At 50.1% G+C, this 15,083-nt stretch carries 14 protein-coding genes and 1 pseudogene; all 15 read left to right on the top strand.

The window, feature by feature from the left end:
- The first annotated feature begins 6 nt into the window (after nucleotides 1-6).
- On the top strand, nucleotides 7-1,089 hold the full coding sequence (locus G5S52_RS11505; RefSeq protein ID WP_165013654.1) for a tetratricopeptide repeat protein: 1,083 nt from the start codon (nucleotides 7-9) through the stop codon (nucleotides 1,087-1,089).
- Nucleotides 1,079-2,794, top strand: coding sequence for a GspE/PulE family protein (locus G5S52_RS11500; protein WP_165013652.1), 1,716 nt, complete (start codon nucleotides 1,079-1,081; stop codon nucleotides 2,792-2,794). The genes G5S52_RS11505 and G5S52_RS11500 overlap by 11 nt, the downstream gene beginning before the upstream one ends.
- The gene (locus G5S52_RS11495) at nucleotides 2,794-4,011 is read left to right on the top strand and encodes a type II secretion system F family protein (RefSeq protein ID WP_165013650.1); all 1,218 of its coding nucleotides are present in this window, start codon (nucleotides 2,794-2,796) and stop codon (nucleotides 4,009-4,011) included. Before G5S52_RS11500 ends, G5S52_RS11495 begins: the two co-directional genes overlap by 1 nt.
- Complete coding sequence (locus G5S52_RS11490; RefSeq protein ID WP_165013646.1) at nucleotides 4,012-4,617, top strand: hypothetical protein; 606 nt, start codon at nucleotides 4,012-4,014, stop codon at nucleotides 4,615-4,617.
- Nucleotides 4,614-5,045: a type II secretion system protein gene (locus tag G5S52_RS24315; protein ID WP_165013644.1), complete on the top strand. Its 432-nt coding sequence runs from the start codon at nucleotides 4,614-4,616 to the stop codon at nucleotides 5,043-5,045. Before G5S52_RS11490 ends, G5S52_RS24315 begins: the two co-directional genes overlap by 4 nt.
- A gap of 3 nt (nucleotides 5,046-5,048) precedes the next feature.
- The gene (locus tag G5S52_RS11480) at nucleotides 5,049-5,513 is read left to right on the top strand and encodes a type II secretion system protein (RefSeq protein WP_165013642.1); all 465 of its coding nucleotides are present in this window, start codon (nucleotides 5,049-5,051) and stop codon (nucleotides 5,511-5,513) included.
- A complete protein-coding gene (locus G5S52_RS11475) occupies nucleotides 5,500-6,105 on the top strand; it encodes a type IV pilus modification PilV family protein (protein ID WP_165013640.1) in 606 nt (201 codons plus the stop codon). The genes G5S52_RS11480 and G5S52_RS11475 overlap by 14 nt, the downstream gene beginning before the upstream one ends.
- Nucleotides 6,105-6,854, top strand: coding sequence for a PulJ/GspJ family protein (locus G5S52_RS11470; RefSeq protein ID WP_165013638.1), 750 nt, complete (start codon nucleotides 6,105-6,107; stop codon nucleotides 6,852-6,854). The genes G5S52_RS11475 and G5S52_RS11470 overlap by 1 nt, the downstream gene beginning before the upstream one ends.
- Nucleotides 6,844-7,275 (top strand): MSHA biogenesis protein MshP, encoded by a 432-nt coding sequence (locus G5S52_RS11465; RefSeq protein ID WP_165013636.1) that lies wholly within the window; start codon nucleotides 6,844-6,846, stop codon nucleotides 7,273-7,275. The genes G5S52_RS11470 and G5S52_RS11465 overlap by 11 nt, the downstream gene beginning before the upstream one ends.
- Nucleotide 7,276: 1 nt before the next feature.
- The gene (locus G5S52_RS11460; protein WP_165013634.1) at nucleotides 7,277-10,408 is read left to right on the top strand and encodes a DUF6701 domain-containing protein; all 3,132 of its coding nucleotides are present in this window, start codon (nucleotides 7,277-7,279) and stop codon (nucleotides 10,406-10,408) included.
- 116 nt (nucleotides 10,409-10,524) lie between these two features.
- Nucleotides 10,525-11,568, top strand: a complete 1,044-nt coding sequence (gene mreB, locus G5S52_RS11455; RefSeq protein WP_002537278.1) for a rod shape-determining protein MreB — start codon at nucleotides 10,525-10,527, stop codon at nucleotides 11,566-11,568.
- A 32-nt stretch (nucleotides 11,569-11,600) separates the two neighbouring features.
- Nucleotides 11,601-12,523: pseudogene (gene mreC / locus G5S52_RS11450) on the top strand (rod shape-determining protein MreC).
- Nucleotides 12,516-13,004: a rod shape-determining protein MreD gene (gene mreD, locus G5S52_RS11445; protein ID WP_039849728.1), complete on the top strand. Its 489-nt coding sequence runs from the start codon at nucleotides 12,516-12,518 to the stop codon at nucleotides 13,002-13,004. Before mreC ends, mreD begins: the two are co-directional and overlap by 8 nt.
- A 12-nt stretch (nucleotides 13,005-13,016) precedes the next feature.
- Nucleotides 13,017-13,604 carry a Maf family protein gene (locus G5S52_RS11440; protein ID WP_165013632.1) on the top strand — a complete coding sequence of 196 codons (588 nt, stop codon included), beginning with the start codon at nucleotides 13,017-13,019 and terminating at the stop codon, nucleotides 13,602-13,604.
- Nucleotides 13,601-15,070 carry a ribonuclease G gene (gene rng / locus G5S52_RS11435; RefSeq protein ID WP_002537282.1) on the top strand — a complete coding sequence of 490 codons (1,470 nt, stop codon included), beginning with the start codon at nucleotides 13,601-13,603 and terminating at the stop codon, nucleotides 15,068-15,070. The genes G5S52_RS11440 and rng overlap by 4 nt, the downstream gene beginning before the upstream one ends.
- The last annotated feature ends 13 nt before the right edge of the window (nucleotides 15,071-15,083 follow it).

Here is a 15,083-nt window from a genome sequence, read left to right as displayed (position 1 = left end):
GAAATCATGAGTGAATTAAACCGCATGTTGAGCGACCTTTCGTCGCAGCAAAACAGTGAGAAACGCCTCGCTGTTGCATCAATCCCTTCTGTATGGAGCTTTCGCTTTGCACGTGTCGTGCTGGCACTGGTGGCGACGTTAGTGGGCGCGACAGGTATTTCATGGGCGGTATCAGTAGGCAGCGAGAAAGCCTTATTAGCTACGCCAATGCTGACGCCGGAGCCTGTTTTCGCGGAGCCTGCGCCAAAAGCTTTACCTTCTCCTACTCAGAAAGTGGTGAAAAGTGAGGTCAGCTATGTGGCGATGAAGGCGACACCTGTTGTTGCTGCAGTTGAGCCAACCTTTGAAACCAAAGCCGAAACTAAACCAACAGAACAAATCTCTGAGCCCGTGCTGATGGCGAAAGTTGAGACTGTTAAAGCAGCGCCGGTGCAAGAAAAAGTGGAACAAGAAGCTTCCCTGTCAGTGGAAACCATTGAACTGACTGGCGAGCAGTTGGCGGATATTGCTTATGACAAAGCGCAGAAGCGCGCCCAAGTCGGTGATACACAAAAAGCCATCGCTTTCCTGCGTGATGCGGTGAAATACAACCCGAGCCACATTGCTGCCACCAACCAATTGGCGGGACTTCTGTATGGTCGCAGTCAATTGCGAGAGGCAGAAAACGTGCTGCGTAAAGGCATCAGCGCCAACCCGAATTCCGCAACATTGAAACTTACACTGGCGCGCATGTACCAGCAAAGTGGCAGCGAAGAGTCTGCGCTGAATGTGCTGTCTTCTTCGGTGAACTTGCTGGACGGCGAGCAGGTGCGATTCGTGTCCATGCGCGCGGCTTTGGCACAAAAGCTGGGTAAGAATCTTGAAGCCAAGCAAAGCTATCAATGGCTGACAGAGCAAGAACCGATGGATGGTCGCTGGTGGCTGGGATTGGGTGTGTCTGCTGAGAAAACCGGTGCCAATGAGGAGGCCGCAAATGCCTATGGCAAAGCAGTGCAGTCTGGCGGTTTGAGCAACCAGTCAGTGAACTTTGCCCGCCAGCGTCTGGTTTACCTCCAGAACCTGAAACAGGGAGCGACAGATGGCCGTTAAATTACGAAAGCGTCTTGGCGACCTGCTGGTTGAAGAGCACATCATCACTGATGCACATCTGAATGCTGCGCTAGCCCGTCAGTCAGAAACCGGACGTAAGCTTGGCGATACCCTGATTGAAATGGGCATTCTGACCGAGAGTCAGATGCTGGACTTCCTTGCCCGTCAGCTTGGTGTACCACTGATTGATCTTAGCTTGACCCAAGTTGACCCAAGTGCCGTCAGTTTGCTGCCAGAAGTGCATGCTCGACGCCTTCGCGCGTTGGTGATTGGCCGTATCGGTAACACGGTTCGTGTGGCGATGTCTGATCCTGCGGATTTGGCTTCACAGGAAAGTGTGCTGAACCAGCTGCATCAATATCAGGTAGAACTTCTGATCACCGCAGAGCAGCCGTTGATCGACGCATTTGATCGCTATTATCGTCGCACCAGCGAAATCGCCTCGTTCGCAGAGCGACTGCAGGCCGAACACGGCGTAAAGCTGGAACAAAACTTCGGGGCAGAGGAAGAGCAATCTGAAGAAGTCACCGTCGTTAAACTGATCAACTCATTGTTTGAAGACGCAGTGCAGGTGAATGCCTCGGACATTCACATCGAACCAGATGCCGATGCCCTGCGCATCCGCCAGCGTATTGATGGCGTGCTGCATGAAACTTTGCTGAAAGAGCGTGCAATCGCTTCTGCACTGGTGCTGCGCTTAAAGCTGATGAGCGGTATGGATATCTCTGAAAAGCGTCTGCCGCAAGATGGCCGCTTCAATATCAATGTCCGTGGCAATGCTATCGACGTGCGTGTGTCGACGCTTCCTGTGCAATACGGCGAGTCTGTGGTGATGCGTCTTCTTAACCAGTCGGCCGGCGTGCTGCAACTGGAAGAAGTCGGTATGGACGCTCAGATGCTGGCGCGTTTCCGCAACCAGCTTCGCCGTCCACACGGCATGATTCTGGTCACCGGCCCGACAGGCTCGGGTAAAACCACCACGCTGTATGGCGCGCTCAATGAACTGAATGTGCCGGGCAAAAAGATCCTGACAGCGGAAGACCCGGTGGAATACCGTCTGCCGCGTATCAGTCAGGTGCAAATTCAAAGCAAGATTGGCCTGAGCTTTTCTTCCGCGCTTCGCACCTTCCTTCGTCAGGATCCGGACATCATCTTAGTCGGTGAGATGCGTGACCTTGAAACCGTGGAAATCGGTCTTCGCGCGGCACTGACCGGTCACTTGGTGCTCTCGACCTTGCACACCAATAACGCCATCGACAGTGCGCTCCGTCTTCTGGATATGGATGCGCCGGGTTATCTGGTGGCGAGTGCGGTACGCGCCGTGCTGGCGCAGCGACTGATCCGCCGTATCTGCCCGGATTGTAAAGTGCCACACGCCACTGACGATGTGGAGCAGGTTTGGCTGACAACCACCCGCCCGGAAATGGCAGGACATGGCTTCTACAAAGGCAGAGGCTGTCAGAGCTGTAACTTTACCGGCTACAAAGGCCGAATTGGTGTGTTTGAGCTTCTGGAAATCACGCCAGAGTTAATGGATGCATTGCGTGCTAACGACACCCAATTGTTCTCTGCGCTGGCAGAACAGCAGGCAGGTTATAAGCCATTGGTTCACAGTGCGTTGGATTTTGCCAAGCAGGGACAAACTTCGCTGGAAGAAGCGATGAAGCTTTCTGAAGCGGCAGCGATGTCGCTGATAGGTGCCTGATGCCAAGGTATCGCTACACTGCGCGCAAGCCGAACGGAAAACGTGTTTCGGCGATTATTGAAGCTGCCAGCGAGGGTGATGCGATCGCTAAGGTGTCGGCGTCTGGCGCGGTGTTGTTATCACTGGAAATCACCAAGGCGCGGGCACAAAAAGCCAATGCGCCGCTGTTTCAGCCAAAGGTAAAACTGGAATCGCTGGTGATTTTCAGCCGTCAGGCATACAGCTTGATAAAAGCGGGTGTACCGCTTCTACGTGCCATTAAAGGCTTGGCACAAAGCACCACGGATAAGCCATTGAAAGCTGCGCTTGAAAGTGTCGCCAATGAGCTTTCCAACGGTCGCCCTATGTCGGCGGCAATGCGTGACCACGAAAATGTGTTCAGTGATTTATTTGTCTCGCTGGTACAGGTGGGTGAAAACACGGGTCGTCTCGATGATGCCATGCTCCAGCTGGCTGAATACTACGAGCAGGAAATGGAAACCCGCCGCCGGATTAAATCTGCGCTGCGTTATCCGACATTTGTGCTGATTGTAATCATCGGCGCGATGGCGTTTTTAAACGTCAAAGTGATACCGCAATTTGCAGGCATGTTTGCCAAATTCGGCTCTGATCTGCCGCTGCCGACCAAGATTTTGATGGCCACATCGAGCTTCTTTGTCGATTTCTGGTGGCTACTGGTTTTCGGCACCGTTTGCTTGGTAGCAGGCTTACAGGTGTGGAAGAACACCGAGCAAGGCCGGGTGAAGTGGGACAAATTCAAGCTGCGCATTCCGCTGGTCGGCAACCTGGTTAACCGAGCCTTGATGTCGCGCTTCTCGCGAACATTCGCCTTGATGCTGCGTGCTGGCGTGCCGCTCAATACTGCACTGCAAATGTCTGGTGAAGCGCTGGATAACCACTTTCTTGGTGGCGAAGTGGACAAGATGAAAGCGGCAATTGAGTCGGGGATTAACCTCAGTTCTGTTACCGCAGACAGCCAACTGTTTACGCCACTGGTTCACCAGATGATTCAGGTGGGAGAGGAAACTGGCCAGATTGATAACCTGCTGCTGGAAGCGAGCGACTTTTACGATCGCGAAGTGGATTACGACCTGAAAACCCTGTCAGCACGTATGGAGCCTATCCTGCTAATGATTGTGGCGGGCATGGTATTAATCCTCGCATTGGGTATTTTCCTGCCAATGTGGAACATGCTCGACCTGATCCGTGGCGGCTAAATGCGCTGGATTTTTAGGTTCAGGGAAAGTAGTGCTGCCCAGTGGGCTTTGCTCACCGCGATTATCGGTATTGTCGTAATGGCTGCGATTCCGGCTTTTGAGCGTGTGATGCAGTTTGCCGATCAAGTGGAGTTTCGTTATCTCGCCAATGCGTTTGAAGGTTCGGCCAAGAATGTGCATTTGCGAGCTGCTTTAAAAAACGAGATTAAACAAAAAGATATCGTTACTGTTGAAGATGTCAGTTTCCGATTGAACCCAACAGATAACCATCAACAAGGTTTTCCTTTTGCGCTGGGAAATGGCGCAAAAACACTGACAGCAATACGCGCCGAAGATTGCGGTGCATTGTTGGAACAATTTACCGACCAGTCTTACTGGTTGGGTGACAAATTACAGGCTGCGGCAGAACAAATCTCGCAGCCAAAGATTCGCGCAATAGTGGTGAAGGACAAAGGTAACAACGCCCAACCTTATTGCCGATTTGAGAGGCCGGCACGCGCCGGTATTTGGAGTGATGACACGTCAATATCGGCGCGTCATGTTTTTGCTTACTACCCGGCAACTGGTCGCGTAGAAGTGTTGAGAGAAACTGGAGAAGTAAAATGAAACGTCAAGGCGGTTTTACGCTAATTGAAATGATCGTTGTGATTGTGATTCTGGGTATTTTAGGGGCGACAGCGGCGCCTAAGTTTTTTAACTTCAAGGATGATGCAGAGACAGCAGCCTTGGAAGGTTTAAAAGGCGCTATTGATGGGGCCGCCAACATGACTTTTGCAGAATTTCAGTTATCAGGAGAAGTTACGGGTGTTGATACCACAACAGAAGGCTACCCTGCAGCTACAGGAGCTGGCATTGGTGCCGCAGTTACTGGCCTAGGTTTAGATGATGACTCTTCTGACTGGGCCGTAAAATATGCTAACGATATTGCCCAATTTGCTTTGAAAGGAAAGACTATCGGAGCAGGCACTGATTGTGTTGTATACAAGTTTGATGCGAACAAATTCCCTGTTACATCGATTGAATCTTGCTCTTAACCAATGAATAAAGGCTTCACCCTAATCGAGCTGATCACAGTACTGGTGATCCTCGGCATTATTAGTGTGTTTGCTGTACCGCGTATGTCGGGGTCTGAAGCTTTTTCAGTAACCAGTGCGCGGGATACGGGCGTGTCTGTTGCCAGACAAGTCCAGCTGAGGGCGATGCAGCAGGAGACGCCGTCTTCTGCCTGCAATGCCTTGTATGTTGCTGCCTCCCGAATGGGGGGCAGTAGCAACTCTGCCTGTAGTTTTGGTGAAAACCGCAGTGATGTTGTAGATCTTTCTGAATCACAAGTTCGCATTTCACCCGTTCAAACGATTTACTTTGATTTGCTGGGACGCCCGGTAAATGCAGTAGGTAATCGACTTTGCACCTCTTCTGTGTGTGAATTTACCTTCTCCCAAGGCGGTACAGAAGCCAGTATTTGTTTAAACAGCGAGGGCTATTTCTATGCCTGCAGCTGAAAAATCTTATCGAATTTCAAACCATCAGCGTGGCTACACGTTGGTGGAGTTAGTGATTGGCATTGTCGTGTTTGGCGTTGCCATGGTGCTGCTTAGTACCACCCTTTTCCCTATGTTCGCCAAATCTGCCAATCCGCATTATGAAGCCCGTGCTGCAGCGCTTGGGCAAGCGGTGATGAATGAGATCCTGGCACGTCATTTTGATAAAAACTCTGACCCCAACGGCAGCCGCTGGCGCTGTGATGAAGACGCTGACGCCGTTTTGGCGCAGGGTATTGTTGCCCCGAATCCTATTCAAACCTGTTCTTCTCCACTTACAGCAGGAACGGGTTTTGTTGCTGTTGAAGACTATATCGGGTGCTGGGGAGAAAGCTCGGCCTGTACTCGAACCCACAGAGGCGATTTGAGCGCTTTGGTTGGTGGCTCTGCGTTGGATTACAAAGGCTTCACCGTCGATATCAATGTCGAGTACGACAACAGCACTTTTGCTGACAGCACCAACAATGCCAGACTCTATAAACGCATCGACCTGTACGTCGATACTGGCAGTTTTGGTCGATATGACTTCACGGCCTATCGGAGCAACTTCTGATGGCTTTATTCACCCGCAAACCTCGCGGATTTACGCTGGTGGAGCTAATCGTTACCTTGACGATTCTGGCGATTGTTTCGGTTGGTATCTTTGGCTTTATCGAATCCAGTGCATCGGGCTATGTGGAATCACGAAACCGTGAAGCCTTGCAATCCGAAGCCCGTTTTGCGGTTGAGCGGGTAGGTAGAGAGCTGCGACATGCGGTACCAAACAGTTTGCATGTATACAGCACCGGCAAGTGTTTAACGTTTATGCCGATTCGCTATTCCGGCACTTATCATCAGTTGGTGGAGGGAGAAAATACGCTAAGTGTTGCGCTGTCTACCCAAGAGACTGATTGGCAATCCAAAGTGAGCGAAAATCATCGGATTGTGTTTTTACCTTCATCGCCTGCAGATTTGACTGGGGAGAACAGCTACCAGATCACGGGCGTTTCTGGCAATACAATCACTACCTCGAAAACGGCTGCGGATCCTTGGCCTGCTGAATCACCCTCCCGACGTTTCTATATTTACGAAAACTCAGTCAGCTTCTGCTTTGATAACAAAACTGGAACCCTTGAGCGCCGTATTAACAATGGCAGTCAAAACAGTACAACCTTGGCAATGAACATTGCTGCCGGCAGCGGATTTAATTTGGGCACCACATCTTTAGCCAGCGGTAACCTGATCGATATCACCTACAAGTTCAGCCAATCCGGCGAATATTCTGTTTATAACCAACAAGTGCAGGTTCTCAATGCACCGTAAATTTACTTCTCCCAAACGCCAAAAAGGCAGCATGTTAATCATCGCGGTATTTGCGATGACAGCCTTGGCGGCACTTGGTGCTGCGCTGATGCAAATCACCACCTCACAAAGTGATACCACTACCCGTGAAGTTTTGGGCACACGCGCCTGGCTTGCGGCTAACAGTGGCACTGAAATGGCGATGGCGAGACTATTTCCGCTGGCCAAAGATGCTAACAATCTACCTGTAGCAACATGCAGTGAAACACCTGTTGTGACGAGTTTTAGTGCCGCAGGTCTTCGCGGCTGTTCGGTTTCAGTGACTTGCGAAACCATTGACGCTGGGGAGTTTGTTCAATACCGCGTTGAGAGTAAGGGGCAATGCGGTAGTGGTGCACATCAGGTTGTGCGATTGCAAGAGAGCTGGGCTAGGGGGATTTAGGATGATTAAACAGCTCTCAATCGTTTGGCTCTTTTTTTTCTCTGCTACTGCAGATGCTTCTCTAACAAGCTATTTCCCAGGGCCTGCGCAATCACAAGCTCCTCTGGCAGATAGCGTTAAATTTAAATGTGGCTCAAAAACTAGCATAGCTTCGAGCTGTGTCGTAGCTCAATCTGAGTCGATGGTTGAGCATTTAGAGCAAGAGAAGGTTTTCTTGGGATTCGGTCAATACGATAAAAAGTACAATGCCAAATGCGGAGATGGGGGAGTCGATGGAACCAATACAGTGCCTTGTGAACGTAGTGATCTCATCAGAGCAACATACGTTGGCCTAGAGCCACTTGAGGTGAACAAAGGAACCCATCCACTTGTGAATGAAGAGAAGCAATTCTCTTCTTATCAGTCGAAGAATTTCACGCTCACACCTTCGGAACCTCGCTATAAGGTTGTTCGAGTGCTCCAAAACGTTAATCTTCACTTTAAGCCAGGGATATACTATTTCGGTGATTTAATAATCAGTGACTCAGTGAATATCAGTGTAGAAGGTGAAGTTGAAATACATGTAAACAGCCTGAAAGTTGGTTCAAGCTCCACTATTAACTATTTTAAGGATACGAGTTTTTCCACATATGGCGAACCGAGTAACCTCATCCTTTGGGTTCACAACAATTCATCGGCAAACGCATCCGTTAGCGGCATTTTTGATGCACAATTCGGAGAGTTTTCCAAAACACACGCTTATGTTTATGCCGACGGTGTAGTAAAAATTGCGGGCTCGCAACCCAAGCAAAACTTTGGCACCATTATATATGGTGCAGTTACAGCCAGATACCTAGAGCTAGGTGGATATTCAAAATTAAAATATGCTGCTCCACGGCAGAGCTATAAACTAAACATCTCTCCTGAAACAGCCACTGCCAGCGGCTGTAACCGCATTCCTCTGACTTTCTCAATATTGGACTCCAATGATGTCCTTCAGGACGATGTAAATGGTTTGCTAGACGTATCTGTAACATCACCTAACCAACACGCTTGTTGGGCTACAGATGGTATGCCTAACTCCAATTGCACTAATAAGTGGATGAACAATGTTCCGGTGGTAAATGGTGTCGCTCATCTTTGGCTTGGCGGAAGCGGTGGCGATGTTTCAGTTAAAGGGACTTTCAAAAACAGCGAGCAGGTGGAAGGAACTTTAGAAGATACAGCGGGCCCTTTTCATTTTGAAAAAATAGGTCTTCGCTTAAATGCGGGCAGTCCATTAAAGCTTGTTGCGGGTAAAGAAGAAAATGTACTTATTGAAGTTGTAAAAAGCGCAGGCAATGGACAAAGCTGCAGTGTTAAACATATCAATGGCACCTTTGACCTAGAAGCATCGACAAAATATGACTCGCCTTCAACTGGCACCAAGCTAGCTTATGTAAATGGTATTTCTGCGAATGGAAGTAATCCTAACGCGATAACTTTTACCGAAGGAAAAGCAGATCTGGATGTTCGGTACAACGATGCCGGTGAAATCGCTATTCCTATCAATATCCCTATTTTTGCCAATATCAAAGAAAACAATAAAGGCGGATTAGCGACTGAGGCTTCAGATGAGCCTGAAGGCAAAGATTATGTTTCTGAGTTAACCGGAGACATAATTGTTCACTCCCGCCCATATACTTTTGCATTCTGTGGTATGCCGGGTAATCCCGATAACGCTTTCAAAATGGCTGGAGAGAGTTTTGGTCTGGCGTTAACGCCAGTGATTTGGTCTGGTGGAAACGATCTGAATGGAACGGATTTGACTAACGGTACTGAGGCTCCACTTGCATCTTCATTTTGCCAAAGAGAAGCTACGCCCAACTTCTGGAAAATGGGCGCTCCGGAAGCGTTTGTCACGTTGGATGAAACGGCCATTATAAAAAAACCTACAGGTGGCAAAGGCGCTCAAATTCATGGGATAGCACCAAAAGCACATACTCAAGTGAATGCGAGCAACCGATACCGGTTCAATGGCCTTTCAGTTAGCGATGTTGGTTCATTCGGCATTCGCTCAAAGCTAACAAACCCGTACCTTGGAATGATTGTGAATCCGGGGGAATTGGAGGTTGGACGCTTCTACCCTGCTTATTTCTCTCTGTCAGGAAACATCACACCCGCTATCAGCGATAACCAGGACAGCGGCGGCGAAGGCTTTACTTATATGAACCAGCCTTTCGAAGGGCAATACACAGTTTTGGCGATGAACGCTAAGCATCAGGCAGTGAAAAACTACCATCTGTTTGATGATGCAGATAAAGCCCAGTTTGTGGACTGGGCGATGATACCGTCATCTGGTGTGACAGGATATGAAAGCCTCACATCGCGTTGGCAGCACCCTAGCAGTCGTTTGACAGGACGCTGGATCGGAGATGGCGAGACCGGCAGTCGATTTAGCTTCAGTGGTAATATGATGGTTGATAAGGGCAGTTCGCCAGATGGGCCATATCCCGAGTTGAAATTTGTTGCGGGTGTAGATCCGAGTCAGCCAGATAGGGATGGTACGGATTTCAGATTTTGCAATGACAGTACTACGAGCCAGTGCGTCGAAAAGTTGCCAAACCCTGATGTAGATGGCGAGTTTGGCGCCGAGTTCGCCCAAGGTGAATTTATGTTTGGCCGGATGCGCATGGAAGGATTTACTGAAACCCAAGATCTTTCGCGTGAACAAACCATGCCAGTTGTAGTCGAAGTGTTTAATGGTCAGCGTTTTGTCACCAATACACGAGACAATGCATCAGAAATATCGACCGATATTGGTGAGAAAGAAGTGCTATTCAGCAGTACCAGCGAAGAAGCCAATCGTGCCCAGATTTTCTTGCGCGATAGCGCCAACCGCACCATAACAAAGAAAACTGTCGAAAATGGCCGCTCCGAGTTTGTTGTGAAGGCTCCGGCTCAAAATGGCAATTTAAACCGGGAGCAGTTCCGTTACTGGCAGAGGCTGGATACGGCGATCGGCAGCGCTGCACCACAAACCTGGTTGCAACATAATTGGCAGGGTGCGCAATTTGATGATGATCCCAGCGCAATAGGAACCTTTGGGTTTTACCGGGGAAGTGATCGTGTCATCTATAAAGGTGAAAAAAACATCACATTGACAGGGGAATGAAAAAAAAGACAGATCTCATTCAGGTTTGTAGATCATCACCTTGCCGCGCCCCGTCAGCGTTGGTACATTTAGCGGAATTTGAAGAATTTTAACGCTTGCAGGATTAACCGAAGATTATGTTTAAGAAACTTCGTGGCATGTTCTCTAACGATCTGTCTATCGATCTGGGAACAGCTAACACTCTCATCTATGTAAAAGGGCAAGGGATCGTTCTGGATGAACCTTCTGTTGTCGCAATTCGTCAAGATCGTGCAGGCTCACCAAAAAGCGTCGCGGCAGTCGGTCATGAAGCAAAACAAATGCTGGGCCGTACGCCAGGAAACATCGCAGCCATTCGTCCAATGAAAGACGGCGTTATCGCTGACTTCTACGTGACTGAGAAAATGCTGCAGCACTTCATCAAAACCGTCCACGACCACAGCTTTATGCGTCCTAGTCCGCGCGTGCTGGTGGCAGTTCCTTGTGGTTCTACTCAAGTTGAGCGTCGTGCAATCCGTGAATCTGCATTGGGTGCGGGCGCGCGTGAAGTGTATTTGATTGACGAGCCAATGGCGGCAGCAATCGGTGCGGGTCTGCCAGTGTCTGAAGCAACCGGTTCAATGGTGGTCGATATCGGTGGTGGTACCACTGAGGTAGCGGTTATCTCTCTGAATGGTGTGGTTTACTCATCTTCTGTACGTATCGGTGGTGACCGTTTTGACGAGTCCATTATCAACTATGTGCGTCGTAACTACGGCAGCTTGATTGGTGAAGCAACGGCTGAGCGCATTAAGCACGAAATCGGCTCTGCGTACCCAGGTGACGAAGTGCGTGAAATCGAAGTACGCGGTCGTAACCTCGCAGAAGGTGTGCCACGTAGCTTTACGCTGAATTCCAACGAGATTCTGGAAGCGCTGCAAGAGCCGCTGACAGGTATTGTGTCTGCTGTGATGGTTGCACTGGAACAGTGTCCGCCAGAACTGGCATCTGACATCTCTGAGCGCGGAATGGTTCTGACTGGTGGTGGTGCGCTGCTTCGCGACCTTGACCGTCTGCTGACTGAAGAAACCGGCATTCCGGTTGTTGTTGCAGAAGAGCCGCTGACCTGTGTTGCACGTGGTGGTGGTAAAGCGCTGGAAATGATCGACATGCACGGTGGCGATCTGTTCAGCGAAGATTGATCTTCTTCCATCAACAAACAGGTTGTAACTGAATGAAACCAATTTTTGGCCGTGGGCCATCGCTACAATTACGCCTGTTCTTCGCTCTTTAATATCAGCCAGCCTTATGCTGGCTGATAGTCGTTTGGGTGCCTTCACCAATTTCCGTTATTTGCTGAACTCGCTGGTCGCGCCGTTGCAATACGCGTCGAATGTGCCGCGTGATCTGCTCGATAATGTCTTCCGTCAGTTCACCTCGCACCAACAGCTGTTGATTGACAACACCAAGCTCAAAGAAGAAGTCCTGCTGCTACGAAGCGGACAGTTGATCTTGGATCAACTGGAGCAAGAAAATCAGCGTCTTCGCGAGCTACTGGGTTCTCCGTTTGTGCGTGACGAACGCAAGATGGTAGCGGAAGTCATGGCGGTAGACTCTGACCCTTACAAGCATCAGGTGATGATTGATAAAGGGCGTACAAACGGGGTTTACGAAGGCCAGCCAGTGATTAACGAGCGGGGCATCGTAGGGCAAGTTTCTTATGTCGGTGCACACAATAGCCGTGTACTGCTTATCACTGATCCAACCCATGCGATTCCAGTTCAGGTAGTGCGTAACGATATTCGTGTTATCGCTTCAGGTCGCGGTGATAACGACAATATCCAGTTGGAAAACATCCCAAGCAGCACGGACATTGAGCCGGGCGACATGCTGGTCACGTCTGGCTTGGGTGGTGTATTCCCTGAAGGCTATCCGGTGGCGAGAGTCACGTCGTTCTCTTTTGACAACAAACGCCCATTTGCACAGGTGGACGCTAAGCCAGAAGTGCAGTTTGATCGTTTGAGATATTTGCTGCTGGTGTGGCCAACTGACGTTGAGAAAGAAGAAGTGGTTGAAGAGGAAGGGCAAACACCTGCAAGTGAAGATGCCCAACCTTCAACGACCGAAGAACAAACCGAAGAGGTAAGCAATGGCTAATTCAAGCATGCGTGGCCGTGCGCTTATCTGGCTGTCGTTTATTATCGCACTGATCCTTCAGGCCGCGCCGTGGCCTGGTGAGCTGGCACCATTTCGCCCATCCTGGGTGTTGTTGGTGGCTTTCTATTGGGTATTGGCACTGCCACACCGTGTGAATGTCGGCACGGCGCTGGTGGTTGGTTTGCTCTGGGATTTAATGCTGGGCTCCACACTCGGTGTGCGCGGCTTGATGATGTCAGTGCTGGTTTATATTGTCGCGCTGAACTTTCAGATGCTGCGTAACATGTCGCTCTGGCAACAGGCAGCACTCTTGTCTTTGCTGACCTTGGCAGGAAAAGTGCTAGAGTTTTGGGCGGAGTACTTGGTATCCAATGTCCAGTTCGACCCGGCGCAGCTTTGGGCAGGTCTGCTTAACTTCTTATTATGGCCTTGGCTGTTTTTGCTGCTGCGACGGGTGCGCCGTCAATTTTCGATTAAGTAATCTGGAGAAATCATGGCAGATCTTCAACTTTATCTCGCGTCTGCCTCACCTCGCAGAAAGGCGCTGCTGGAACAACTCTCTGTCCAGTTTGAGATTTTACGTGTTGACGTTGAAGAACAGCGCCAGCCTCATGAACAAGCGGCGGACTATGTCCGCCGTTTATCCCTCGATAAGGCAAAAGCCGGCGTCAATGTCGCGCCTGTCGACCTGCCAGTGCTGGGCTCAGACACCATCGTTGTCTGTGACGGCAAGGTATTGGAAAAGCCCGCAGATCTTGATGCGTCGCTCGCCATGCTGCGCCAGTTGTCTGATCGCCAACATCAGGTGATGACGGCTGTGACGCTGGCAGATCGGAACCATTCCCTGACCACTCTGGTCACAACTAATGTATGGTTTAAACCCCTGAGTGACGAAGAAATCGAAACCTACTGGCATAGCGGCGAACCTTGCGACAAAGCAGGAAGCTATGCGATTCAGGGACTTGGCGGCCGGTTCGTGACCCGAATTGACGGCAGTTATCATGCTGTGGTCGGTCTGCCACTTTACGAAACAGATACTCTGTTAAAAGAATTCCAAAAATTAAGCGGTAAAAACCTATGAACGCAGAGTTATTGATTAACGTGACGCCTTCAGAAACCCGTGTCGCCATGATTGAGGCGGGTAATCTGCAGGAAGTGCATATTGAGCGCGAAGCGAAGCGCGGCATTGTTGGCAACATCTACAAAGGCAAAGTGAGCCGCGTACTGCCAGGTATGCAGGCGGCTTTCGTCGATATCGGTCTTGATAAAGCAGCGTTCCTGCACGCCTCCGACATCGTTCCTCACACTGAATGTGTCGCTGAAAACGAAAAGCAGCAATTTCAGGTACGAGATATTTCTGAGCTGGTTCGCCAGGGGCAGGATATTGTGGTGCAGGTGGTAAAAGACCCTCTGGGTACCAAAGGCGCGCGTCTGACCACAGACATCACCTTACCTTCCCGCTACTTGGTATTTATGCCTGGCGCAGCGCATGTGGGCGTGTCTCAGCGTATTGAAAGTGAAGAAGAGCGCGAGCGCCTGAAGAACATCGTGTCTGACTACTGTGATGACCTCGGCGGCTTCATTATCCGCACCGCGGCAGAAGGCGCATCGGATCAGGAAATGGCTCAGGATGCGGCTTTCCTCAAACGTCTTTGGAACAAGGTGCTGGAGCGTCGTGCCAAGCGTCCTTCCAAGTCGATGCTTTATGGTGAATTGGGCTTGGCCCAGCGTATTTTGCGTGATTTCGTCGGCACTGAGCTCAATATTATCCGTGTTGATTCCCGCACAGCGATGGAAGCACTTAGGGAGTTTACTGAAGAGTTTGTGCCAGAATTGTCTGACAAGCTTGAGCTCTACACCGGCGAGCAGCCCATCTTCGATATGTATGACACCGAGAATGAAATTCAGCGCTCACTTGATCGTAAAGTGGAGCTGAAATCTGGTGGCTACCTGATTATCGACCAAACCGAAGCCATGACCACGGTGGATATCAACACCGGCGCGTTTGTGGGGCGACGTAACCTTGAAGAGACCATCTTCAACACCAACACTGAAGCTACCCGTGCCATCGCGCGACAACTTCGTCTTCGTAACCTCGGCGGCATTATCATCATCGACTTTATCGATATGAGCTCGGAAGAACACCGCCAGCGTGTATTGCAGTCACTTGAGCAGGCGTTGTCGAAAGATCGTGTGAAAACCAATATCAATGGCTTCACTCAACTTGGTTTGGTGGAGATGACCCGTAAGCGCACGCGCGAAAGCATTGAGCACGTATTGTGTGGCCAATGTCCAACTTGCGAAGGTCGTGGTTCAGTGAAGACGGTGGAAACGGTTTGCTACGAAATTTTACGCGAAATTACCCGGGTGAACCGTGCGTATGATGCCGACAAGTTTGTGGTGTATGCGTCACCGTCTGTGGGCGAAGCGCTGGAAGGTGAAGAATCACACGCAGTAGCGGAGCTTGAAGTCTTCATTGGTAAACAAGTAAAAGTGCATGTAGAGCCGCTGTATACCCAAGAGCAGTTTGATGTAGTGATGATGTAAGCGAGACCGTTCT

This window comes from Grimontia sedimenti (assembly GCF_011045095.1).
Taxonomy (GTDB): Bacteria; Pseudomonadota; Gammaproteobacteria; order Enterobacterales; family Vibrionaceae; genus Enterovibrio; species Enterovibrio sedimenti.
Note: the sequence above shows the minus strand (reverse complement) of the source record. Positions and strands in the feature narration are given on the sequence as shown.

What these genes read in the sequence shown, in the direction of transcription:
- G5S52_RS11505 (WP_165013654.1), top strand. Translation starts at nt 7, where the DNA reads ATGAGTGAATTAAACCGCATGTTGAGCGACCTTTCGTCGCAGCAAAAC.
- G5S52_RS11500 (WP_165013652.1), top strand. Translation starts at nt 1,079, where the DNA reads ATGGCCGTTAAATTACGAAAGCGTCTTGGCGACCTGCTGGTTGAAGAG.
- G5S52_RS11495 (WP_165013650.1), top strand. Translation starts at nt 2,794, where the DNA reads ATGCCAAGGTATCGCTACACTGCGCGCAAGCCGAACGGAAAACGTGTT.
- G5S52_RS11490 (WP_165013646.1), top strand. Translation starts at nt 4,012, where the DNA reads ATGCGCTGGATTTTTAGGTTCAGGGAAAGTAGTGCTGCCCAGTGGGCT.
- G5S52_RS24315 (WP_165013644.1), top strand. Translation starts at nt 4,614, where the DNA reads ATGAAACGTCAAGGCGGTTTTACGCTAATTGAAATGATCGTTGTGATT.
- G5S52_RS11480 (WP_165013642.1), top strand. Translation starts at nt 5,049, where the DNA reads ATGAATAAAGGCTTCACCCTAATCGAGCTGATCACAGTACTGGTGATC.
- G5S52_RS11475 (WP_165013640.1), top strand. Translation starts at nt 5,500, where the DNA reads ATGCCTGCAGCTGAAAAATCTTATCGAATTTCAAACCATCAGCGTGGC.
- G5S52_RS11470 (WP_165013638.1), top strand. Translation starts at nt 6,105, where the DNA reads ATGGCTTTATTCACCCGCAAACCTCGCGGATTTACGCTGGTGGAGCTA.
- G5S52_RS11465 (WP_165013636.1), top strand. Translation starts at nt 6,844, where the DNA reads ATGCACCGTAAATTTACTTCTCCCAAACGCCAAAAAGGCAGCATGTTA.
- G5S52_RS11460 (WP_165013634.1), top strand. Translation starts at nt 7,277, where the DNA reads ATGATTAAACAGCTCTCAATCGTTTGGCTCTTTTTTTTCTCTGCTACT.
- mreB (WP_002537278.1), top strand. Translation starts at nt 10,525, where the DNA reads ATGTTTAAGAAACTTCGTGGCATGTTCTCTAACGATCTGTCTATCGAT.
- mreD (WP_039849728.1), top strand. Translation starts at nt 12,516, where the DNA reads ATGGCTAATTCAAGCATGCGTGGCCGTGCGCTTATCTGGCTGTCGTTT.
- G5S52_RS11440 (WP_165013632.1), top strand. Translation starts at nt 13,017, where the DNA reads ATGGCAGATCTTCAACTTTATCTCGCGTCTGCCTCACCTCGCAGAAAG.
- rng (WP_002537282.1), top strand. Translation starts at nt 13,601, where the DNA reads ATGAACGCAGAGTTATTGATTAACGTGACGCCTTCAGAAACCCGTGTC.